This window comes from Chitinophaga deserti (assembly GCF_003149455.1).
In the GTDB taxonomy this organism is placed as follows: domain Bacteria; phylum Bacteroidota; class Bacteroidia; order Chitinophagales; family Chitinophagaceae; genus Chitinophaga; species Chitinophaga deserti.
Window position 1 is genome coordinate 296,088 of record NZ_QFFK01000002.1, and the last position, 21,530, is coordinate 317,617.

The following is a 21,530-nucleotide window of genomic DNA, read 5'->3' on the forward strand; positions in this document are numbered from 1 at the left end:
AACCCTGTTCAGAGCCGGGCAAATTTAGCATATAATTTATGGATTGGCCAACCGATGGCTCCGGGCCAGACAATCCCATGATAAATAATGAGTTCATCCCGGCTATTCGTCTTATTTTTGCCCAAAATACCGTTGGAGTGAAAAAGCTTTATCTCATCCTGCCCCTGGCGGGTATGGCGCTCACCGCTTACCCACAGAAAAAAGCCGACCGAAAAACCCTCGGCAACCTCCAGGCACATGTAGCCTACCTCGCCTCCGACAAGCTCGAAGGCCGCCGGACCGGCACCCCGGGCGAACAACTGGCCGCCACCTACATTTCCGGACAGATGCAGGCTATTGGCCTCAGCCCCAAAGGCTCCGATGGCTACCTGCAGCAGTTCACCGTCCGCGAAGGACTGGAAGCCGGCCCTAAAGCCCGGTTCTCCATCAACCAGCACCCCCTCAAACCCGGTACTCAATTCCTCCCGCTGCCCTTCAGCGCCCGGAAAAGCGCCAAAGGAGAAGTGCTCCCCGGCGTAAATGAAGTGGATAACGTGTGGCTGATCGATGTAAAAGCTTCGGAAGATGAGATAAACCCACATGCTTCCCCTCTCGAATTTTATCAGAAGAAAACGAAAGAAGCCAAAGAAAGCGGCGCCACCGGCATCGTATTCTTCAATGGTGGAGAAGACCTTCAGACCGTTTCCCGCTGGCTCGATCTCCCGGCCGAAATACTCGCCATCCCTGCCATCTGGGTAGGAGCGGAGGGCAGCAAAACCCTTTCGGCAGACGATGCCAACGGCTTCCAGCTCGATCTTCAGGCCGATCTGGCCCCTTCCAAACGCACCGGTACCAACGTGATCGGTTATATTGATAATGGCGCCCCGGCTACCGTAATCTTAGGAGCGCATTACGATCACCTGGGCTACGGGGAAGATCGTAACTCCTTGGCACCCGACGAAAAAGCCATCCACAACGGAGCAGATGATAATGCTTCCGGCACCGCCGCCCTCCTGGAGCTGGCCCGGATGCTGAAAGAATCCAAACTCAAAAATGCCAACTACGCCTTCGTCGCCTTCTCGGGCGAGGAATTGGGCCTTTTTGGCAGTAAATACTTTGCGGAGAAAGGACCTGTGCCCATGCAGCAGGTTAATTATATGGTGAATATGGACATGGTGGGCCGGCTGTCGGCCGATAAAGGTCTGCAGATCGGCGGATACGGAACCTCGCCCTCATGGGGCGAAGTGGTGCCGGCCGCACTCCCGAAAGGACTGAAAGTGAATTACGACTCCTCCGGACTGGGACCCTCCGATCATGCCTCCTTCTATGTGAAAGACGTGCCTGTGTTGTTTTTCTTCACCGGTACCCATGGAGACTACCACAAGCCAGGCGATGATGCCGAAAAGATCAACTACGACGGAGAGCTTACCATCGTAAAACTCGTTTACGGCATTGTCGAGAAAACCAACAGCCGCCCCAAACTTACTTTCACCAAAACCCGCGATATGCAGCCCATGGGCGGCGATAAAAAGCCTTTTACCGTAACGCTCGGTATCATGCTCGATTATACATTTAACCAGGGCGCCAAGGTAGAGTTAGTGAGTGATAACCGGCCGGCGAAGAAAGCGGGCATCCTCCCGGGAGACGTCATCGTGCAAATGGGTGACCATTACATAAGCGACCCCATGAGCTACCGCGATGCCCTGGCCACATTCAAAAAGGGCGACAAAACCACCGTAAAGGTGAAACGAGGCAGCGAAGCGAAAGTATTTGATATTCAATTTTAAGCCCGTTTTTATAACTTGCGACATGCGTTATTTATTTATAGCTTCAGCCCTGCTGGCATTATCTTGCAATCAGGCGCGTGAGCGTACGGATACCACGAATTACCAGGTGATCACCGAAAAGTGCTATGTGCTGCGCCAGCATCCCATACAGGATAGCGCGGTGAACGTGAAGAAAGACAGTATCGTGCAGTTTCTCAACGGGCGCGGCTTTGCAGCAAAGTTCATCGAAAAGGACAGCCTTATGTTCCGCCGCGCCAATGGCCTGCAGGTAGAAATCATCCTGCCCGATGCGCAAAGTGCCTGGGAGTCTAACGCCATCATCGTGTTCGACCCGCAGCAGAATCCCTTCTTCGTGAACCTGCACAAGGGCACGGCGCAGGTGGAGCACTATGCCGAAGGAAAGTAACGACGGAAATCAGACAGTAAGCCAATAATACTACCCTTGAAATATCCTAATCCCTGACCATGCATCAACACATTCGGGTAACGGCAGAAGCCGTTGTACTCCGGTACTCCTCTAAAGAAGGCATGATGGTGCTGCTAAGCAAGCGTACCATTCCTCCACATATATTTAAATGGGGCCTGCCCGGCGGGTTCGTCCGTAACGATGAGCCGCTGGAAGACTGTGTGCTGCGCGAGCTGAAAGAACAAACCGGGCTCAAAGCCAATTACCTTGAACAAATGAGCACCTGGGGGCACCCCGATCGAGATCCCCGTGGCCGCGTACTCTGCGTGGCGCATCTGGCGCTTGTAAGGCATTCGTCCAGTAAGATCGTGCTGGGAACGGGCACCCAGGAATCCCGATGGTATCCCGTACGTGAGCTCCCCGCCACCGCATTCGACCATGCCGATATCGTTGCCGCAGCCATAGAACACCTCCGCGTTCGCCTGCATACCGAACCGCTGGCATTTGAAATGCTCGACGAAAAGTTCCCCGTTTCGGAACTGGAGAAGTTATACGAATGGGTGTACGACCGCTCGGTAGACCGCCGCAATTTTCAGAAAAAGATCAACGGACTCGGTTTGCTGGCTGCCCGTCCGGAGAAGTTGAAGCATCCTTTACAAGGTCGTCCTGCTCAATTATATAGCTTCAACAGAGACAAATTCAGGGAATTGAAGGAAAGTGGCGCTCCGGTGGAAATATTCTCCTAATAAATTCATTATCAATTTAAATGGATTTTAACACAAAACAGATATTCAGAATATCCAAAATATCTTTCTTTTGTGTACATATTACAGGATTATATACCAAACCCTTACCAACACTGGGTTTCAGTATAAATGACCTAAACTGGTTGAAAATGAGGGGGATCAGGGCCAACTGGTGAATTTTAAGAAGAAGGGCACAGTAAATGCAGGGCACCAGACATGAAAAATTGTGGGCCGGGATCACTTCCCCTGATGACGGCGCTCACCAGATTAAGCGTGGCTGACATGTATCTTTAGTAAAACACATCCCGATATATTCAATCCCTATCCATGACCACATCCCGAATCTTTCAAATTTTTACACGGCCACAGGTACAGTTATTTTTGCTGGCCATTGCCTGCATTATCTGGGGAAGCAGTTATGCTACTCGTGAACCCTATTTTTCTGAAGCACCACTTCACCTGTACTGGCCGCATGTATATTATTATATGTTCGTGGCATTGCTATTCGAATCTTTCCTTTACAAGCTGGCGGAGAAAAACCTGTTATGGAAATGGCCGCAACGTTTCCATGTGGCGATCTGGTTTTGTTTTGCATTGTTGATGTGGTTTATAGAACGGATAAACGAAGATCCCCTGGCTCCCAGAGCGCCGTTTACGCATGTGGCGTTATGTATTGCGCAGTTCCTCATGCTGGCAGGCCATCTGGCGTTTTTTACGCTGCTCACGACCGCAATGGTTCGCGGGCTGCAGAAGGAGCGGAGGGGCTGATAATTATCCACACCCATCCTCCGAAAGCCAGTATTTGCGGGAAATAGGTATTTCCAGGCTGCGCTACTTTTCCACAGCATTATTCTCTGATTATTGCGTTTCCCTATTTTTGCTGCCCGCCTTAAAAAAGCGGTCCTTAGTAACTAATAAAAGAGACGATAACTAACGAACAGGCATATCTTACAATGTGAGACTTTCCTGTAGCAGAGCGTATATCCTGACCTATGAAAAACATCAAGCCACAATTCTCTCTTTAGATGCGCAAATTCCTTTTACCCTGGCGGTTCCATATATGGCTTGCCGTCATTTTCCTGCTTAGTATTGGCTTGATCGACAACGAGCATTTGTTATCGTGGCACTCCTTTGTATTATTGATGTTGTTTTACTACATCCCCGGAACCATGCTGCTTCTCTTGCAGGCTCTGTTCTACAGCCTCACACGCAACTACAGGCAATCATGCGTGTTTCAATACTTGCATATAGCTGCTATGGCAGTTTGCGTGGCAATTACAATTATCCAACCCGGGGCCTTGATTACATTTAATCCAGACGGGCATTATGATTTCCTTCTCACCTATTGCCTGTTATACGGCACCATCATATTTATCCTGAACCTCGTGATTGGATTTGTGCGGGGCACGAAAAACTAAACTATGAACAGAACGAATATATCCCGGATGCTCCTCCGGCCGGAAGGGCTTTTGACTTTAACCGCAGCTATTCTTCAGGTGAAGCATTGGTCGCTTGAAAGCCATGGCCTTCGCCTGCGGGGCAACAATTCCAACTTTGTAACTACTATTGTTTTTGAAAACTGGTATTCTCCCTTTGCTGTAGTGGCTTTGCTTTTCGCCGCGGGCTACTGGCTGGCAAGGCGCTTCCCGCAATGGGGGATTGCGCCTTATGTGTGCGGGGTTTCATTGTTCCTTACCCCCTTGCTGGTGTACAGACTGATCGTTGTATATAACATTGTGTATTTTACAGGAACTCCGTCTTTCTATCTGGCCGGCTTACCTTTCTATACATCCTTCTTGAATACATTGCTGATGCTTGCACTGATAGCATTTGTAGTTGGACAGTTAATATATATTGCCAAATGGGCGGCAGGGTATTTAGAAGAATTTAAAGCAAATGCATGAGTAGTTTACGATGGCTGATAAAGCCTGAGGGTTTACTTATATCGCTCGCCCTGTTATCCATTTGGGTACATGTATCTGTGATGTATCTGGGGCATACGATGCTGCTATGTTAATATGGGCTTTTGCCCCGCTGGCAGTTGCAGGGATCTACTACCTGACTCGTAATTATCGCCAAAGCCGCTTCTGGCAATATGTGCATATTGCTGGTTGCTTTATGCTGCTATTGTTATATTATTGCTGGTCGCCGTTAAATACTGATATTCACTATGAATTTTATTTTTTGAATGATTGGGATTTGAAGTTGGGATGTGAATCCTGTATAGATCAGTATATGAATCTCCTCCCGGTAGTCTCGGCGGTGCTGGCGATATTCTTTTTAGTGGGGCAAATTGCTTTTATAGGTACCCTCATTTATGGAATTGTTCGTGGTAAAAAAACAAGCAATGAATGACTCGAAATTCCTCAATTGGCTCATCCGTCCGGAAGTATTGCTAATTATCATGGCAGCTTTCTTTGCAACCAAGGGTTTAGTGTATTCAAATGAGGCCATAGACGCACATCTTCATGATACTTATTACATAATTGCCTGGCCGCTCTGGGCATTTCCCGGGCCTCTTGTACTATTACTATTTGCGCTGATATACTGGCTGACGCGGAACCTCCGGCAATGGAAAGCATTACAGTATTTCCATGTACTCAGCTTCTTAGTGGCCCCATTCCTGATTTCATTATTAACCACTGATAATAACATACCCGTATCCGGTTCCATACCTGATGACTATTTTGAACGGTATAACAATGTTCAGCGTTGGGGCACGGTTCTACTGGTTATATTACTACTTGGCCAGATCGCTTTCCTCATTAATCTGATTGCCGGCTTCATCCGGGGCAAAAAAAGTCCTGAAGAGGCACAATAAACGCGGTTGCGCCGCGGTGTTCGTTTTTTTTGCATCTTGCGGCCGTATGCGTAAAGTTGTATCCGTCCTGTCTTTGTGTTTACTGGCCACGGGTCTCAAGGCCCAGGATCCTCATTTGGCAACAAAAGCCGAAGATTCCCTGCTGGCTGCGAGGAAGCGCTCCTTCCTCCCGGTTCCCGTACTGGGTTATTCCCCGGAGAAAGGCTTCGAATTCGGTGTGGTGGCCCTATACAGCTACTATGGCGATAAGAAGAACCCCTCGCCGCTTACCCGGAACTCCTCTGCCAGCGTACTCACCACCTTTACCACCAACAGCCAGTTCAAGCTCGATCTCCGGTTCGAAAACTGGACCCGCGATAACCTCTGGCACATCCGTACCAACTTCCGCTACCACGATTTCCCCCTGTACTTCTACGGCATTGGCGATACCACCCATTACGATAACCGCTCTCTCGTAGGTAACAAGCGCTACAAGGTTTCCGCGGAAGCCGAGCGCCGGGTGAGCCGCCACTTTTACGCCGGACTGTCCCTGCTCTTCCAGCACGACAAATATTCTTCCGACGATCCAAAAGGCGTGTACCCCACGGCAGATCTCGTCGATAAAACGGGCGGATATTACACCTTCATCGGCGCTACCGGCATCTTCGACAACCGCGACAATCAGAACTATACCACCAAAGGCTCCTTTGTACGCCTTAACATTTCCTGGGCGCCAGACTTCCTCAGCACGCGGGCGCTCTGGCGCCTCGAGGGCCGGGCCAGCCACTTCTTCCAGCTGTCTAAGAAAAGTACACTCGGGCTGAACGGCTATGCCGTATCCACCCAGGGCGATGTGCCTTTTTATATGATGGGGGAGATGGGGAACGATAATATTATGCGGGGCTACTACACGGGCCGCTACCGCGACAAGAATTATATGGCTGCCCAGGCCGAGTACCGCTACTTCCTCGACCCCGGTATACGGGTCCGGTTCTGGTTTATTGACGCGCACCCTGTATTTGCTTTGGCCGGCTTTGCAGGTGCAGGCACTGTATTCTCCAACCGGAATATCGACATCAATCCCAAGCCTAACTATGGCGCAGGCATCCGCTGGTTCTATGATAAAAGCTCAAGGCTCACTGTCCGGCTGGATTACGGGGTAGGGGAGAAAAGAGCCGGGGAGAAACGCCAAAGCGGTTTCTACCTCTCAATAGCAGAAGCCTTCTAAGCTTCTTTTCTGTTACTCCTAAAGCATTGACAATTAGTACGATAATTGAATTTTGTATTTACCAGCACGCGCTTCCTGCAGGCTGGTCAGGTGGAATTGGAAATCTTTCAAGTTTAGAAATCTTCTAACCCTATTGAAGGTCACTCATGAAATTATTCAGCCAGATAGCTATGGCCTTTCGGCATTCTGCAATATGAGATAAGACCCCGTTAAATATCCACCAATACACCCGGGCTACCCATCTGTTACATCTTTAGTAAATTCAGATACTACAAAAACGCAAAGTCTGGGTCCCGGCCGGCTCCTATTGCCAAAGGCCAAAGGTTCCCTGTTCTCACTAATCAGCCAGCCACATCTAACAATACTTTTCCGCATCAAGTCCACCTCATGACCACCTTATACCCGCGATTGACTGCCTTTATACCCTGATTTCACCCGGTGTAGACTCGGTATTCACTTCCTTTGAACCTGTTCGGGCAGGTTGGGCCCAATCCTTAATCAGGGCATCTGATTTCCTTTTTCTAAGTAAATAACTTCCGGGAGTGGGCGGCTTCGTAGGTTTTTCCTTCAGTTATACCCAACAAAAAGGCAGCCTCCCTTTCGGGAAGCTGCCAGGTATGTAAGCTTTTTAATTTTTCCGGGGAATTACGGTTTTACGTATTTCACCATCGCATACAGGAACATCAGACCAAACAGGATGATGAAAAACCAACAGCCGTAGTGGCCGATCTTATTACCGATCTCGTAAAAGGAATTAAGGAAAACAGTCATCAACATGATATACAGTTTTAAGATTTCGACGGCAAGTTAGGGCATATTCCCCGTTTTTAAAAATTTCAAGACCCTTTTATGACAAGAATCAGCTCTTAGGATTTCTCCTTTTTCACGGTTTCCACCAGCTTGTACGCATACGCACCAACGTCTTGCCGGGGCGGATCGTGAGGGATACGGCTGATTTTCAGGTGATAGACATTCCCCTTTTCAAACTTGAATCCTTCAATTTCTCCCATCAGTTTATCCCAGGTACCTGCATCATCTTTCCGCTCACCATATTGCACCTGGTAGCATTTCACTTTACCGAACCCGGGGCCGTTTTCACATTCCTCTTCCGACTTTACCCAAACCATCAGCTCTTTAGCCGCAGGAGCAGGGGCTTCCTTCTTTTTGAGCGTAAGCCCATCCGTTCCATAATCATCTCCCAGGTACACGAGCGTTTCGCCATCCTGGCGGAAGATGAGGGAGTCTTTTTGCGGGTTACCGCTACCTACAGTTACGAGGGTGATCAGTATTTTACCACTGTCGAGCGTGCTCCAGTTGCCCATCTGCACAATCTCAGGTGTATAATTCATGTAATCGGTGGTCATCTGCGCATCATTGGTGGGCCGCAGCTTCAGGCCAATGAGGCGGCCGGGTGAGGAGGCTGCAGGCAAACTGGCTTCATAGTACCCGTCAAAAACCAGGGGCTCTGTAATAGTAGCCGTTGTGTCGGACGAGGCCTGCTTTCCACTGTTCTGACAGGCCGATAGTGCAAGAGCTCCGGCCATAAGCAGGGTGATATGTGTTTTCATGAACATGATTTTATGCGATAACAACTGAAAGCGGATTGGGTTGAATATTACTTACTGAATAGGGACATTTACCAGCAGGGTGCTGTTAAACAAATCGCCCGGCGCCACCATTTTCTCTTCCAGCGGAATGTTTTTGCCATACCGCTGCTTCATGACCGATTTCACAATGGGCGCCTGCAGATTATAAGATCGGAGCGGCTTAAGCGCGCACAGGTCGATCCCTACTGCGTGGTAAATTTTCCAGACCAGCTCTGAGCAATAAATTTCTGTATCCGTCCAGTTGAAATAGATATCGTACCGCTTCCCCATATAAGTTCCGCCAACATCCCCCATTTTGTGCAAAACTGCAGATGTAAGCAGGGAATCGGCTGCTTTGAGGCGCTTCACGGCAAAGCTCTTCCGGTTACGGAGGCGCCACAGTTCAAGCGTAGTAACGCTTACTGGCTGTACGGCTTCCAGGACCATCCATTTTTCGTTAGACAGGAAGAGGATGCCGCAATGCGTCCATTCGGAGCCGGTAGCTTGGCGGATGGCTTCACATTGGGCAGACTTACTGTCCTGAAAAACGATATCACCCTCACGCAGGTTGCTTTGGGCAGTTGCGGCATAAAAGGGCAGGAGGGCGAAGATGAAAAGAAGGCGGAAGTACATGTGTTTATATTAATGAATGACGTGCGTGAGTAAAATACCCGGCTCCACAAAGGCTTTAGGGCAATGCATCCGTATCCGGTGAAGCGCAGCATCTGCTGCAGACCGGCGGGTGTGCACACCTGCAACAATAGCCATTTTGTTATCCGCAGGCTTTTCATCTTCCGAAAGGCTGTCCCAGTATTCAATACTGAAGCATTCTTCGAAGGACGTGCGCGGGTAATACCCTCCACCGAAAAAGGTTGGAGACGGGTTAACCGGCAGAATGCTGTCGCGGCCCGGTATCCAGGTGCGTTCGAGCGTATCTGTTGGCCATTGAAGTCTTTTTGCTGCGCGAAGCATAATCTTTTGGAGCTGCAGATAATTATAACCGGTATCAGCAACGATAAAAAATGCTTCCATTTCTGCAGGTGTAACGTTATCTGCCGAATCAATAATAGATGCAACAGGGGCATTTGCGCCGGAAGCCGTAGAAACCTTTTTTGATTCGTCCTTCCGCGAAATGCCACATGCACCAGCAATTAACAGAATGGCCGGTAAAAGAATTGATTTGAACATAAGCTGGATGTATTGAATTCAAGCATCATATTCCACAGAATAAAAATACAACAGTAACTACATTAACCCGTCATCAAAAAACAACTTTAACACTTCAAATTAATTCAGGTCCGTACAATTACGCTTTATACATTATTTATATGTTTGTTGCGCGGAACAACTAGCCAGCTCTACCTATCCTATGAAGAATTGAAAGACCAGACTATGCACAGCTAAAGAATCAGCTTTACATCCTATTAACAATCAATGCGTTAACAAAAACTTTACGGAGTAAATAGTTGAAAAAAGGGTGAACGGTTTTACCTTTGCGTCACACTATTGACACAGGATTCACACCTACCCATTAACCGGATCCCTGCGTGGTAATTTTTGACCACTTCCCGAGAAGCCAACTTTTTTGACCGGTTCCCCGAAAAGCCAGCATTTTTTAACGCATTAAACCATTATCAGATAATGTCAAGACACAAGCGTCCTGCATATGCGGGAGTATTGTTGCTGTGCCTGTTGGCGGCAGCATGTACGAAGGAACCATTGGAACAGATTACACCACCGCCACCGGTACCAGTTAAAGACACCACATTCGCCATGAACAATCCTGTAGATGCCGCTTTGCTGCTAAGCCTCGTGAACGACGTGCGTTCAAAAGGCTGCCAGTGTGGCGATACATTCATGGCACCAGCACCTCCGATCTTCTGGAACCGTTCCCTGGAGCGGGCTGCGTACCTGCATAGTAAAGACATGAAGGACTTTAATTACTTCAGTCACCAGGATCGTGAAGGCCAGATGGCAGGCTTCCGCATCTCCAGTATGGGTTATAAATGGGCCGCCTGGGGCGAAAACATTGCGCTGGGAAAGCTTACAGAGAAAACCGTTGTGGCAGGCTGGTTTGGCAGTGTGGTGCATTGCAAGGTTTTAATGAACCCGCGCTTTACTGAAATGGGTGTAGCCAAAGTTGGCAACTTCTGGAGCCAGGAACTGGCTGCTCCTAAAGGAAAATAACAAGGCATCACATATAGCAAAACCATCATAGCGAACTGATTATTAATTTATTAATTTCGTTAACATATTTTTTGCAATCCCCCCGTTTGAATTTCAGGGTAAGGACTTACTTTTGAGTCCTGATTTGTTTTAGCCCTTTCCTCTGAAAAGCCAACGTGCTTAACCTCCTCCTATCAAAGACCCAGTACCTGAAAATTCAAACACTGGGATTATGTTACCGAAACTGGTTCGTTTTATACCTGTATTTGTCAGCGTATGTATGCTGCTGACTGCCTGTTCAAAAGATGTGGCTGTGGAGCCTGATGCCCCGGATACCGGAGCACCTTCCGATCCGCCAACAGTCATCATTGTAGAGAATCAGGCTAATAAAGATGCCGTGCTGCAGCTCGTCAATAATGCGCGCGCCAAAGGCTGCCAGTGTGGAGACACCTGGATGCCTGCCGTATCGCCGCTTACATGGAATACGCTCCTCGAGCTTGCCGCCGCACGCCATAGTAAAGACATGGCCGACAGAAAGTATTTTTCGCACAATACACCCGCAGGCACTACGCCTTCACAACGTATTACCGCTGCCGGATACAACTATAACTGGTGGGGAGAAAATATTGCCTCAGGCCCGCAGTCTGAAGCAGATGTTGTGAAAGGATGGCTCAACAGTCCGGGCCACTGTAAAAATCTCATGAGTCCCAACTTCCGGGAAATGGGCGTTGGCCGTACAGCTAACCTCTGGACGCAGGTATTTGCCGCACCTGCTGCACGTCAGTAACTCATGGAGGCGGCATCTTTTTCCGCCACATCCGCCACAGCAGGTACACAAAGCCCACTGCGCTTAGTACCAGCCAGGTGTAGAAGATGCCCATCAGCAATGGAGTGGAGGTTTCCGGAACAGCATAGCCCAGATAAAGGCCGAAAAAGATGTTGAACATCAGCCAGAACATGCCGATGAACACAGTGCGGACGATCCTGATGAAGAACATCATCAGCTGCCAGTCGAATTGATTACGGGAATCGTCGTCCATATACTAAAGTTACGGAATACATAGTTTACGCAGCGCGGCACTATCGCCCCGGAACACGTTAAAGTCCACCATAGTCCGGATACCGTTGACCCTTCCAATATCGGAATGCTGCCAGAATACCCAGTTCCGCGCACTGCGGGGCTTCTCTTTCTGATAATAATGTGCCACCCAAAGCGGGTAATCATCAAATTCTTTTCCCAGATACGTTTCGTAGAAGTGGATATTGGTATAGATAATGGGCTTTACGCCGTAAGCTTTTTCCATTTCCTCGAGCCAGATGCGTGCCGTGCTGCGGATAACAGCAGGTGGCTGATTGTTGTGTACTTCAATATCCAGCACGGGTGGCAGATCACCCGGTTCCAGCTGTACTACGTTCTTAAAATTGATTACCTGCTTGAGGGGGTCGCGGGTGGAGTAGAAGAAATGATAAGCGCCACGGATGATACCCGCATCGCGGGCTTTATCCCAGTTACGGCGAAAAGTGGCATCCTGGCGGGTGATGCCTTCGGTTGCCTTGATGAATGCGAAGGATATTTTGATATTATCCACTTCCATCTGCTTTACCGCACGCCAGTTCACATTCCCCTGGAACTTGGAGATATCGATACCGTGCACGGAATAATTGACCGGAATATCTATCCCGAATTCTTCGTAGCGTACAAATTCGGTGGGGGCCTGCTGCCGCAAAAGCCACCATATGCCCGTTCCTGCCAGCACCAGCAATAATATGATCAGGAATAACGCGCGGAGGCGTTTCCGGTTCTTTTTAGCCACTGTTTGGGATATTCTATCGGTTGTCCTTTGAAAAATCAGGAGCAAGTATAGGGCAATTTTCGCAAGCTTGCACGAAAGCCGGCTTTGTTGTTGTATTTTTATCGGCCAAACAGGCCACAATATGCCGAAACCGAATATCGACGACGCGCTCAATTTCCTCTCTAAGTTCACATTCCACAGGGCATGGAACGCAGGTAAAGTACTGGGCAGTTTTTATTACAGCAAAATGCGGAAGAAGCCCATTCAATGGGGCTATCCCATTTCAATATCCTTCGAGCCCACCACTTCGTGCAACCTCCGCTGTCCGGAATGCCCGAGTGGCTTAAGAGCCTTTACCCGCCCAACGGGTATGCTCGATAATCAGTTTTTCCGGCAAACGATCGATGAGCTTCACAAAGATCTCATGTACCTCATCTTCTATTTCCAGGGTGAGCCATACCTCAATACCTCCTTCCTCGACATGGTGAAATATGCTTCCTCAAAGGGTATATACACCGCCACGTCTACCAACGCCCATTACCTTACAGATGCTAATGCTAAGAAAACGGTGGAAAGCGGGCTGGACAGACTGATTATTTCTATCGACGGTACTACCCAGGATGTATACACGCAATACCGTGTGGGCGGCCATCTCGATAAAGTGATTGCCGGAGCGAAGAATATCGTTAAATGGAAAAAGGAACTGAATTCGAAGAAGCCTTTTGTGTTCTTCCAGTTCCTGGTAGTGAAGCCTAATGAGCACCAGATAGAAGATGTGAAGCGTCTGGCTGCAGAAGTAGGGGTGGATGAAGTGCGGTTTAAAACCGCGCAGGTATATGATTATGAAGAAGGCAACCGCCTGATCCCAACGATCGACAAGTATTCCCGCTATCATAAGAACGACGACGGTACGTATTCTATCAAGAACAAGATGGAGAACCATTGCTGGCGCCTCTGGCATTCGCCCGTTATTACATGGGACGGGCTGGTGGTACCTTGCTGTTTCGATAAAGATGCTACACACCGGTTAGGTGACCTGAAGCAGAGTAACTTCAAGACCCTCTGGCACAACGAGCAATACGTAAACTTCCGCACCCAGCTGATAAAGGGCAGGAAGCATATTGATATCTGCGCGAATTGTAGTGAGGGAACTCAGGTATGGGGGTAATTATTCCCCATCGGCTTCGGGTTCTGCCCCGTTTCTTTTTTTCCGGTGCCGCCTGTTCCGGAAATTATTGACCAGCTTCATGCCCAGTTTTACCCCGAGGAATTCGAGGGCACCGATGATCATGCTGTTCAGCACCGATTTACCGGCTCCGGATTTAAAGGCAGTTTTGGCTATGCCTCCTACAAGGCCAAGAACGCCACTGTTGGCGATACCCGGCATTACGGAGTTCATGGCCATGGAGCGGTAATTACCCTTCAGATGGTCTACACGCTGGCCCAGCTCATCTTCGAGCCTGAGGCGCTTGCGCTGGAGGCGTTCCACCTCTCTGTCGAGCATATCGATGTCTTTGATCTTAACTTTCGCCATGGGGGAGGGAGTAATGTTTAGTCATTCGCAGCCTGTTTTCTTGCTTCTTTTTTTTCTTCGGCACGCTCTTCCATTTCTTCGATCTCTTCAACCAGTTCTGAAGCGAGCATATTGGCAAGCGGGCGCTGGATAAGGGATTTACGGCCAATGAGGAGTACTACGAAAAGCAGCACAAATACGCCAGCGGCACACGAAAAGCCGAGGGTCATACTGCCGGATCTTTCTCCGATCCAGAATCCCAGTACCATACCGAGAAATACCACAACAAAGAAAAACAGCAGGAAAGCCATGATCAGCGAAAAGAATAATCCCATCGCTTTCGACAGCTTTCCTGCGGCCTGCAATTTGATAATGTCCAGCCGGGTTTCCAGGTATTCCCTGGCTACCTTGCCGGTTTCCGAAAAGTAATTGGAAAAGTTATCTTCCATGCAATGATTTTTTTAAGCGCTGAGGCCTCAGGTTAATTCGTTTTCGATCGCATCTTCGAGCTGTTGCTTCTTGCTGCGGAACTTGTCTTTCAGTTTATCGGCCTGATACTTCAGCTTACCTACAAGTTCGTCCTTTTTGTCGGAATTGAGGAAATAACCAACGGCCACGCCTACAGCGGCGCCCACAATAAAAGAAACGACTGCTTTTGAATTTCTGCTCATGGTATACGCGTTTTTAAAGTGAAAGAATTGGGTTTTCTGGAGTTGGGTTACCAGCACTCCATGTTGCATAATGGTTACAAAATTTGTTCCATAATTGTTCACCTGCCGGGCCAATTGGTTAAATCAGCATTATTCTTGCATTACACCCTCCGGCAACAGCACTTTGCAGAACTGTTAAAATGCCGTAGGTTTGAATAACACCCCCTTAATATATGAGTTACATCGACAACGACCGGCTTAAACAGATCGTTTTCCTGTTGATCATTGCCTTCCTGGGCATTATCCTTTTTAAGGAACTGTATGCATTTTTCCCCGGTTTCCTGGGGGCTTTAACCCTTTATATCCTTTCCCGCAGATGGATGTTCCGCCTGGTGGAATCCCGTAAATGGAAAAGGCCGTGGGCTGCTACGGTTATCATGATACTATCGTTCCTGGTTTTCCTCCTCCCCATAGGCCTGCTGGTTAACATGCTTACCTCCAAGGTAGGCTGGGCCATCAGCCACTCTTCCGAACTGATAGACGGGATGAAAGGCATGAATGAACAGTTGAAAAGTGCCACCGGGATCAACATAATGGCCGAGGGGCGGCTGGCCAAATTGCAGGAATATATCACCAATGTGCTGCCAGGATTCCTCGGTGCCACGTTTAACACCCTCACGGCTGTGGCCATCATGTACTTCATTCTTTATTTTATGCTGGTGAACGCCCGCGAAATGGAAGAAGCGCTGTATGAATACATTCCCCTGAAAGATGAGAATGTGGAGCTCCTGGCCAGTGAGGTGAAGAATATGGTGGTAAGCAACGCCATCGGCATTCCGCTGATCGCCCTCATCCAGGGCGTGGTTTCACTGGTGGGATATTTACTTTTCGGGGTTCCTGAACCGGTATTCTGGTTCGTGGTAACCAGCTTCACGGCTATGCTGCCGGTGATCGGTGCTGCCGCGGTGTATGTACCCATGGGGATTTATCTCCTCGCTATAGGCAGCACCTGGCAGGGTATCGCGGTGTTGGTTTACGGATTCGGAGTGGTAGGTACCTGCGATAACCTTTTCCGTATGATGCTGGCCAAAAAGATCGGAGATGTGCACCCGCTCATCACCATCTTCGGGGTAATCATTGGTGTGAGCCTGTTTGGTTTCGTAGGCCTTATCTTCGGGCCTTTGCTCATCTCCCTCTTTATCGTACTCATCCGTATTTACTCCAACGAGTATCTAGTGAAGAAGCGCGAGGTCAAAGTGGTGAAAACACACCCCACCAAAGAGAAAGTGATGAAGAAAGAAAAGGGCGAGTAAGCTCCCGGTTATTTATAGTAACTATTCTCCTGGATATATTTCCACACAGCGTCCGGCACCATGTACCGGACGCTTTTTCCTTCTTTAAGCCACTGGCGGATGCGGCTGCTCGAAAGATCGAGCAATGGAGCGTCCACAATTTTGCAGTTGGCGCCGAAGGTGTCGGTAACCGGGTGTTCCGGGCGGTTATAGATATATATCTCGTAGTTATCCAGCAGCTGCCGGTAGTTCTTCCACCGGGGGATGTTCTGGAAGCTGTCGCTCCCCATGATCACGGCAAATTGCTGCGTGGGGAACTTTTCGGTGAGATAAGTGAGGGTATCGATGGTAAATGAAGGCCTGGGAAGTGAGAACTCGATATTGCTGACGCGGAGCTTCGGCTCGTCGGCCACCGCCACTTCTGTCAGGTGCAGGCGGTGATGCTCGTTCAGTAAAGAGGCGGACTCCTTCAGCGGGTTGTGCGGCGATACGATAAGCCAAACCTTATCGAGGTCAGTATTGTACGCCATAAAGTTGGCGATGATCATGTGGCCGGTGTGCACGGGGTTGAAGGACCCAAAGTATAAACCGATTTTCATACCGGCAATATACAAGAAAATGCCATTTTACCCGAGGGGTTTGAAATGCTCGAACACATATCCGCAATTGCGGCAATAGTGAATAGCCCTGCATAAGGTAGACCCGAACGGAGACCGGAGGTAAGTATTATCACTGTTGCAATGCGGGCAGGCGGTATGCAGCTCTATCTCTGCACGCTCTTCTCCCTGCTGCAGCTGCGGGGGAGCAATCCCGAATTTCTTCAGCTTTTCATGCGCGCCGGCCGACATGCGGTTGCTGTTCCACGTAGCTTCCCGGTCTATTTCCACCGTCACTTTCGTATCCAGTTCCTTTTCCAGCGCTGTGCGGATGTTCTGCTTAATATAATCTACGGCCGGGCAGGCGGAGAAGGTAGGGATCATTTTAACGTGTACCCCTTCCTCCTCCAGACTAACGCCGGTGATCATGCCCAGATCTATGACGGACAATACCGGAATTTCCGGGTCCATCACCAGTTCTAGTGCTTTGTAAATATCAGATTCTTTGATGTTCATGGTGGGTAATTACCAGGTGGCCTGCGGGTCCATCCGGAAAACGGCACCCATTTCTTCCAGCAGCGGCTGCAGGTATTCAGTATGATATCCTTTCCGGCCGCCATAAACCGGTGTCACGGCATCTTCGGCAGGCAGGTTAAGCCCTGCGGCTGCACAAAGGTTATACACCCTGTCGAGCCACTGCTCTTTTAATATTGCTTCGCCGGGGTAGATCCCTTCGGCAGTTAATATCTCTCCGGCCTCATTATCGGGTTCGAAAATACCCAGCGCAAGCGGGAAGCAGATGTTAAGCGCCGTCTGCATACGTGCATAGCTTTCTTCACCGGCGCGGCAAAGCTGGGTGATCCAGGCATTGGCGTGGAGCGTATGGTATTTGATTTCTCCTTTAAGCTTTTCGGCCAGCGGGCGAAGCGGTGCAAAGGAGCTGTTGCGCAGTTGCTGATACCGGATGGTCTCAGCATGGTCGAACAGGAAGTGGCGCATGAGGCTGAAGTCGTATTCTCCGTTGGGGAGTTCCACGAAGTGGCAGCTGCGGTAATCTTTTTCGTTTCGGAGGAAGGCGAAGGTATCAGGATCCTGACCACCCAGATCTTCCTGTAATATTCTGTACAGCGCCCAGGCGTGGCCTATCTTATCCTGCGCCATGGAGGAGAAGGCAATGTCTTCTTCCATGATGGGACCGAGGCCGGTCCATTCCGAATTGCGGTGCCCCTGGATGAGGGCATCATCGGCCATGGAAGTCAGCAACCGGGCGAGGGCATCATTTTTTGTCATTCGTGGATTTTTTGAACTGGTTGATTTTTTCCATCACTTTAAATCCGCTGGCATCGCGGTAAGTCTTTTCTGCATTGTTGGCGAACATGTCTTCATCTTCGGCATTGAAAGCGAGGATGTCGGCACTGCGTACTACCCAGAGGTTGACGCATTTTTTGCGGCGGGCAAACTGTTCCTTGGCAAATACGAGTGCCAATTGGGCATTAGGTGCATGCACGCAACCTACATGCTCGTGATGGGCACCGCGTTTTTCCTGATGGAATACTTCGAAAGAGTTCCAGTTTTCGCCTTCCTGCACTTCTACAGGCTCACCGGAATCACGGAGATGGAGGCGGTTGACGCGGGGGTCTAAAGACGGTTGGGTCATAGTTGTGCGGTTGTAAAAATTAGGCTACAGGGGCTACGTTTACTTTCTGAGGCGTCATTAATGCTTTACGCACCCAGCGCCCATGCTCTTCTGCCCACTGGCGCACGCTCAGCCGTTCTGCGTTACAGGGACCGCCACCGTTGATTACTTTCTTGAAAAGATCCCAGTCGGGGTCCGAGAACTGCCACTTACCGGTAGCCTCGTCTTTCTTCAGTTCCGGATCGGGGAGGGTCATCCCCAGTTCCCGAATCTTGGGAACATAAGCGTCGAGGAACTGGTTGCGCATATCGTCGTTACTGGCCATTTTCACTTTCCATTGCATCAGCTTTTCGCTGTGAACGGAAGTTTTATCGGGAGGGCCAAAGAAGTGCATAATGGGTTGCCACCAGCGGTTCAGCGCATCCTGCAGCATTTGTTTCTGTGCAGGTGTACCGGTTGCCAGTTCAATGAAAGCATCGTGCCCCTGTTTCAGGTGAAAGCTTTCCTCATAGCAGATACGCTCGAGGGCACGGCAATACGGGCCGTAGGAGCCTTTCGCATTGGCCACCTGGTTCACGATTGCGGCAGCATCAATGAGGAAGCCGATTACCGTTACATCCGCCCAGGTTTCTGCCGGATAATTGAAAACATTCGAATACTTGGATTTACCGCTCAGCAGGTCATTGATCATGGCTTCCCGGCTTTTGCCGAGTGTTTCGGCAGCATTGTAGAGCAGCTGACCGTGGCCGATTTCGTCCTGTACTTTTGCGATGAGTGCCAGCTTGCGTTTAAAGCCCGGCGCCCGGGTGATCCAGGTACCTTCGGGCAAAGCGCCGATGATCTCGGAATGCGCATGCTGTTCAATGAGGCGGATAAGCTGCCTCCGGTATTCAGAAGGCATCCAGTCTCCCGGTTCGATTTTTTCGCCCCTTGCGATGCGGGCTTCGAATTCAGTCAGCTTAACGGGATCGTCGTGCAATTGTTCTTCCTTCAACTGCCGTTTGTTCGGTTCGTCGAAAATGTATCCTCCACCGTACATAATGGTGATTGTTTTGGTATAACGTAAATTACGCTTTTCCCCAGAACCCACCAATTTCCGTTCTCATGGCGGCTTTGCCGGATTTTTTTGGGTCAAATTGATTTGCGAACTTTAGGATACATGCGCCCCTTTTCCGTCATCTTCCTTTCCGCTGCAGGTGCAGTTTTGCCCGCATCACCCTCCGGCTTACTTCCGGTAGGGCGGGAGCAGGTGCTGAAGGTTGTTTTCGTGGAAGATCTTCGTCCTGCAGACCCGAGGTCCGACACCCTTTTCTACCACCAGGGCCATATTACTGCTGATGATTTCAGGGGCACTCCCGGCCCCGGGAGCCGTAGTGATGCAGTAAGTTTCACGAGCTTCGGGTTCGACGGTACCACCCGCAGCTTCCGGGACACCCTGGAAGTAAGGCTTACCCTCCAGGTATTCTGGGTACGCCCCGCCTCCTGGTCGCGTGTAATGCCCCCTTCCGGCCACATCCTCCGCCACGAACAGCTGCATTTCGACATCACACGCCTTGTGGCTGAGCGCTTTAGGAAGAAAATCCTGTCTATGCCCATGACGATCGACGATCACGACAGCCGCATTCAGTATGAATACCTCGAATCTTTCCGGGAAATGAACCGCCTTCAGGACGAATTCGACGACGAAGCCCATCATGGGGCTAATGACCTCGCAGAAAACAAATGGATATTACGCATCCGGCAGGCCCTCAGGCAGGAAGGCGTTACGCCCCCGGAAATGCCCTGAAATTGCCCCGGCGCCATGGATGAGGCTCGCACCTTCAATGCTTACGGAAAACCCCGTTTTATCAACGGAAAAGCCTAATTTCAATCTATATTAAACCACGCTTCAACTTAGCCATGAAAATGCTCCAGATGCTCTCCCGGTACGCCCTTGTGGGTGCAGCAGCGGTTACCACACTGCTCGCCTGTAAAAAAGATAAAAAAGACGGAGGCCCGAACGCCGAACAGAATAAATACGTGAATGAATGGATTTACGCGAATATGAAAGAGATGTATTACTGGTCTGCCAACATCCCCGCATCTCCCGATTATAAACAAACCCCTCCCGCATTCTTCAGCGCTTTGCTTAAAAAGCCGGAAGACCGCTACTCCTGGATCCAGGATAATTTCGAGGAACTATTGGCCAGCCTGAGCGGTGTCAGCAAAGAAAGCGGTCTGGAATACGACCTTTTCCTCGTTGGCAACCAGCCCTCGTACCTCGCGGGAATCGTGGAATATGTAAAGAAAGGAAGTCCTGCTGCCGCTGCAGGTATTGTGCGTGGCGATGTTTTCATCGAAGTTAACGGCCAGCCTGTTGCCTATACAGGCAAGCAGTCTGAAGTAAACGCCTTCGTGGATAAACTGGGCGCCAACCACACCCTCGGCATCCGCAAAGTCGTGAAAGATTCCAAAGGGGAAGACAGTCTCACCGCAGCAAAGGCGGTTCCCCTTACAGTATTAGAACTGGCAGAAAACCCCGTGTACCTCGATTCTGTATATACGATAGAAGGTCAGAAGATCGGATACTTTATGTACAACTTCTTCGCTCCGGATAAGGGAGACGAATCAGCGTCCTACGATAACCAGGTAGATGCGGTATTCGGCCGTTTCAAAGCCGCCGGCGTAAAGCACCTCGTGCTGGACCTCCGCTACAATCCCGGTGGCGATTCCCGTTCTACCATCAACCTCGGCAGCAACATCGTAAAAGGCCTTGATCCTGCAAAGGAATTCTTCCACCGCGATTTCAATCCTACGCTTCAGGCTGCACTGAAAGCAGAATACGGAGAAAGTTACTTCATAAGCAAGTTTACCGCAGAAGCTAATAACATCGGAAACAACCTCACCAGTTTCATCATTCTCACCTCTTCCGGCTCCGCCTCTGCAAGCGAGCTCATCATTAATGGCCTCCGCCCATACATGAATGTGTACCTGATCGGCGATACTACGGAAGGGAAGAACCTCGGCTCCTTCACATTGTATGAGGAAAACGATCCGAGGAACAAATGGGGTATGCAGCCTATTGTTTCCCGTGCATTCAACTCCCTCAACCAAAGCGATTATTCCAATGGCTTTGCACCGCAGGAGAAGTATGTGGAAACCCTGAACCTCGGTGTACTGGGCGATATCCGCGAGCCCCTGCTCAATAAAGCTTTGACAAAAATACTGGGTCATGCTCCCGCCAGAATGGCGAAGACCGATGCTCCCGGCAGCCGTACGATCATGAGAAAAGTAGGTACAAGCCGTAGCTTTAAAGCTTACAGCGGTTTGCTAACAGAACAGTTTCCAAGGAAATAATCATCTCACTTTATAT

General features: G+C 49.6%; 29 protein-coding genes. 15 read left to right on the forward strand and 14 right to left on the reverse strand.

Going from position 1 to position 21,530, the window contains the following annotated elements:
- Nucleotides 1-137: 137 nt before the first annotated feature.
- From DEV76_RS05220 to DEV76_RS05255, 9 genes are all read left to right on the forward strand, one after another.
- Entirely contained in the window at nucleotides 138-1,766 is a 1,629-nt protein-coding gene (locus DEV76_RS05220) for a M20/M25/M40 family metallo-hydrolase (protein WP_198651948.1), read from the forward strand.
- A 22-nt stretch (nucleotides 1,767-1,788) separates the two neighbouring features.
- Nucleotides 1,789-2,172, forward strand: coding sequence for a hypothetical protein (locus DEV76_RS05225; RefSeq protein WP_109695826.1), 384 nt, complete (start codon nucleotides 1,789-1,791; stop codon nucleotides 2,170-2,172).
- A gap of 59 nt (nucleotides 2,173-2,231) precedes the next feature.
- Nucleotides 2,232-2,918, forward strand: a complete 687-nt coding sequence (locus tag DEV76_RS05230) for an NUDIX hydrolase (RefSeq protein WP_232826881.1) — start codon at nucleotides 2,232-2,234, stop codon at nucleotides 2,916-2,918.
- Between the two features lie 327 nt (nucleotides 2,919-3,245).
- Nucleotides 3,246-3,686: a hypothetical protein gene (locus DEV76_RS05235; RefSeq protein ID WP_157962724.1), complete on the forward strand. Its 441-nt coding sequence runs from the start codon at nucleotides 3,246-3,248 to the stop codon at nucleotides 3,684-3,686.
- Between the two features lie 257 nt (nucleotides 3,687-3,943).
- Complete coding sequence (locus DEV76_RS05240; RefSeq protein WP_109695832.1) at nucleotides 3,944-4,336, forward strand: hypothetical protein; 393 nt, start codon at nucleotides 3,944-3,946, stop codon at nucleotides 4,334-4,336.
- 3 nt (nucleotides 4,337-4,339) lie between these two features.
- Nucleotides 4,340-4,822, forward strand: a complete 483-nt coding sequence (locus DEV76_RS05245; RefSeq protein WP_109695834.1) for a hypothetical protein — start codon at nucleotides 4,340-4,342, stop codon at nucleotides 4,820-4,822.
- Nucleotides 4,823-4,928: 106 nt separating this feature from the next.
- Nucleotides 4,929-5,273: a hypothetical protein gene (locus DEV76_RS25855; RefSeq protein ID WP_157962725.1), complete on the forward strand. Its 345-nt coding sequence runs from the start codon at nucleotides 4,929-4,931 to the stop codon at nucleotides 5,271-5,273.
- A complete protein-coding gene (locus tag DEV76_RS05250) occupies nucleotides 5,236-5,739 on the forward strand; it encodes a hypothetical protein (RefSeq protein WP_109695836.1) in 504 nt (167 codons plus the stop codon). Before DEV76_RS25855 ends, DEV76_RS05250 begins: the two co-directional genes overlap by 38 nt.
- Before the next feature lie 115 nt (nucleotides 5,740-5,854).
- Entirely contained in the window at nucleotides 5,855-6,946 is a 1,092-nt protein-coding gene (locus tag DEV76_RS05255; RefSeq protein WP_198651949.1) for a BamA/TamA family outer membrane protein, read from the forward strand.
- A gap of 645 nt (nucleotides 6,947-7,591) precedes the next feature.
- Here the strand turns inward: DEV76_RS05255 and DEV76_RS26255 are convergent.
- The 4 genes from DEV76_RS26255 to DEV76_RS05270 all read right to left on the reverse strand — a co-directional run bounded on the left by DEV76_RS26255 (nucleotide 7,592) and on the right by DEV76_RS05270 (nucleotide 9,564).
- Nucleotides 7,592-7,723, reverse strand: a complete 132-nt coding sequence (locus DEV76_RS26255) for a hypothetical protein (protein WP_262509823.1) — start codon at nucleotides 7,721-7,723, stop codon at nucleotides 7,592-7,594.
- A gap of 89 nt (nucleotides 7,724-7,812) precedes the next feature.
- The gene (locus tag DEV76_RS05260) at nucleotides 7,813-8,514 is read right to left on the reverse strand and encodes a DUF4377 domain-containing protein (protein WP_157962726.1); all 702 of its coding nucleotides are present in this window, start codon (nucleotides 8,512-8,514) and stop codon (nucleotides 7,813-7,815) included.
- Between the two features lie 51 nt (nucleotides 8,515-8,565).
- Nucleotides 8,566-9,165, reverse strand: coding sequence for a YiiX family permuted papain-like enzyme (locus tag DEV76_RS05265; protein WP_109695841.1), 600 nt, complete (start codon nucleotides 9,163-9,165; stop codon nucleotides 8,566-8,568).
- A 9-nt stretch (nucleotides 9,166-9,174) separates the two neighbouring features.
- Nucleotides 9,175-9,564 carry a hypothetical protein gene (locus DEV76_RS05270; RefSeq protein WP_198651950.1) on the reverse strand — a complete coding sequence of 130 codons (390 nt, stop codon included), beginning with the start codon at nucleotides 9,562-9,564 and terminating at the stop codon, nucleotides 9,175-9,177.
- A 609-nt stretch (nucleotides 9,565-10,173) separates the two neighbouring features.
- Here DEV76_RS05270 and DEV76_RS05275 point away from each other — a divergent pair.
- Both DEV76_RS05275 and DEV76_RS05280 read left to right on the forward strand, forming a co-directional pair.
- Nucleotides 10,174-10,719: a CAP domain-containing protein gene (locus DEV76_RS05275; protein WP_109695845.1), complete on the forward strand. Its 546-nt coding sequence runs from the start codon at nucleotides 10,174-10,176 to the stop codon at nucleotides 10,717-10,719.
- Between the two features lie 211 nt (nucleotides 10,720-10,930).
- Nucleotides 10,931-11,485, forward strand: coding sequence for a CAP domain-containing protein (locus tag DEV76_RS05280; protein WP_109695847.1), 555 nt, complete (start codon nucleotides 10,931-10,933; stop codon nucleotides 11,483-11,485).
- Nucleotide 11,486: 1 nt separating this feature from the next.
- Here the strand turns inward: DEV76_RS05280 and DEV76_RS05285 are convergent, their stop codons facing one another.
- Nucleotides 11,487-11,738: a hypothetical protein gene (locus tag DEV76_RS05285; protein WP_109695849.1), complete on the reverse strand. Its 252-nt coding sequence runs from the start codon at nucleotides 11,736-11,738 to the stop codon at nucleotides 11,487-11,489.
- Between the two features lie 9 nt (nucleotides 11,739-11,747).
- Nucleotides 11,748-12,512 carry a glycoside hydrolase family 25 protein gene (locus DEV76_RS05290; RefSeq protein WP_232826882.1) on the reverse strand — a complete coding sequence of 255 codons (765 nt, stop codon included), beginning with the start codon at nucleotides 12,510-12,512 and terminating at the stop codon, nucleotides 11,748-11,750.
- Nucleotides 12,513-12,633: 121 nt separating this feature from the next.
- Here DEV76_RS05290 and DEV76_RS05295 point away from each other — a divergent pair, with 121 nt between their 5' ends.
- On the forward strand, nucleotides 12,634-13,659 hold the full coding sequence (locus DEV76_RS05295) for an SPASM domain-containing protein (RefSeq protein WP_109695851.1): 1,026 nt from the start codon (nucleotides 12,634-12,636) through the stop codon (nucleotides 13,657-13,659).
- On the opposite strand, the gene DEV76_RS05300 is transcribed toward DEV76_RS05295, so the two are convergent.
- Genes DEV76_RS05300 through DEV76_RS25860 form a run of 3 tightly spaced genes read right to left on the reverse strand, consistent with a single transcriptional unit; the run spans nucleotide 13,660 to nucleotide 14,675 of the window.
- On the reverse strand, nucleotides 13,660-14,025 hold the full coding sequence (locus DEV76_RS05300; protein WP_109695853.1) for a hypothetical protein: 366 nt from the start codon (nucleotides 14,023-14,025) through the stop codon (nucleotides 13,660-13,662).
- 17 nt (nucleotides 14,026-14,042) lie between these two features.
- Nucleotides 14,043-14,453: a hypothetical protein gene (locus tag DEV76_RS05305; protein WP_109695855.1), complete on the reverse strand. Its 411-nt coding sequence runs from the start codon at nucleotides 14,451-14,453 to the stop codon at nucleotides 14,043-14,045.
- A gap of 27 nt (nucleotides 14,454-14,480) precedes the next feature.
- A complete protein-coding gene (locus DEV76_RS25860; RefSeq protein WP_157962727.1) occupies nucleotides 14,481-14,675 on the reverse strand; it encodes a YtxH domain-containing protein in 195 nt (64 codons plus the stop codon).
- Nucleotides 14,676-14,887: 212 nt separating this feature from the next.
- Between DEV76_RS25860 and DEV76_RS05315 the strand changes: the two genes are divergently transcribed.
- A complete protein-coding gene (locus DEV76_RS05315; protein WP_109695859.1) occupies nucleotides 14,888-15,967 on the forward strand; it encodes an AI-2E family transporter in 1,080 nt (359 codons plus the stop codon).
- Nucleotides 15,968-15,975: 8 nt separating this feature from the next.
- Here DEV76_RS05315 and nadD read toward each other — a convergent pair whose 3' ends face one another.
- From nadD to paaA, 5 genes are read right to left on the reverse strand one after another with little or no spacing between them, the layout of a single operon-like run.
- On the reverse strand, nucleotides 15,976-16,545 hold the full coding sequence (gene nadD, locus DEV76_RS05320) for a nicotinate (nicotinamide) nucleotide adenylyltransferase (protein ID WP_109696672.1): 570 nt from the start codon (nucleotides 16,543-16,545) through the stop codon (nucleotides 15,976-15,978).
- Nucleotides 16,546-16,572: 27 nt separating this feature from the next.
- Nucleotides 16,573-17,058 carry a 1,2-phenylacetyl-CoA epoxidase subunit PaaD gene (gene paaD / locus DEV76_RS05325; protein ID WP_109695862.1) on the reverse strand — a complete coding sequence of 162 codons (486 nt, stop codon included), beginning with the start codon at nucleotides 17,056-17,058 and terminating at the stop codon, nucleotides 16,573-16,575.
- Nucleotides 17,059-17,067: 9 nt separating this feature from the next.
- A complete protein-coding gene (paaC, locus tag DEV76_RS05330; protein ID WP_109695864.1) occupies nucleotides 17,068-17,832 on the reverse strand; it encodes a 1,2-phenylacetyl-CoA epoxidase subunit PaaC in 765 nt (254 codons plus the stop codon).
- Nucleotides 17,819-18,199 carry a 1,2-phenylacetyl-CoA epoxidase subunit B gene (locus DEV76_RS05335; RefSeq protein WP_109695866.1) on the reverse strand — a complete coding sequence of 127 codons (381 nt, stop codon included), beginning with the start codon at nucleotides 18,197-18,199 and terminating at the stop codon, nucleotides 17,819-17,821. Before DEV76_RS05335 ends, paaC begins: the two co-directional genes overlap by 14 nt.
- A gap of 19 nt (nucleotides 18,200-18,218) precedes the next feature.
- On the reverse strand, nucleotides 18,219-19,217 hold the full coding sequence (paaA, locus tag DEV76_RS05340; protein WP_109695868.1) for a 1,2-phenylacetyl-CoA epoxidase subunit PaaA: 999 nt from the start codon (nucleotides 19,215-19,217) through the stop codon (nucleotides 18,219-18,221).
- Nucleotides 19,218-19,337: 120 nt separating this feature from the next.
- Here paaA and DEV76_RS05345 point away from each other — a divergent pair, with 120 nt between their 5' ends.
- The gene (locus DEV76_RS05345; RefSeq protein WP_109695870.1) at nucleotides 19,338-19,964 is read left to right on the forward strand and encodes a DUF922 domain-containing protein; all 627 of its coding nucleotides are present in this window, start codon (nucleotides 19,338-19,340) and stop codon (nucleotides 19,962-19,964) included.
- A gap of 113 nt (nucleotides 19,965-20,077) precedes the next feature.
- Complete coding sequence (locus DEV76_RS05350; RefSeq protein WP_109695872.1) at nucleotides 20,078-21,514, forward strand: S41 family peptidase; 1,437 nt, start codon at nucleotides 20,078-20,080, stop codon at nucleotides 21,512-21,514.
- Nucleotides 21,515-21,530: the final 16 nt, after the last annotated feature.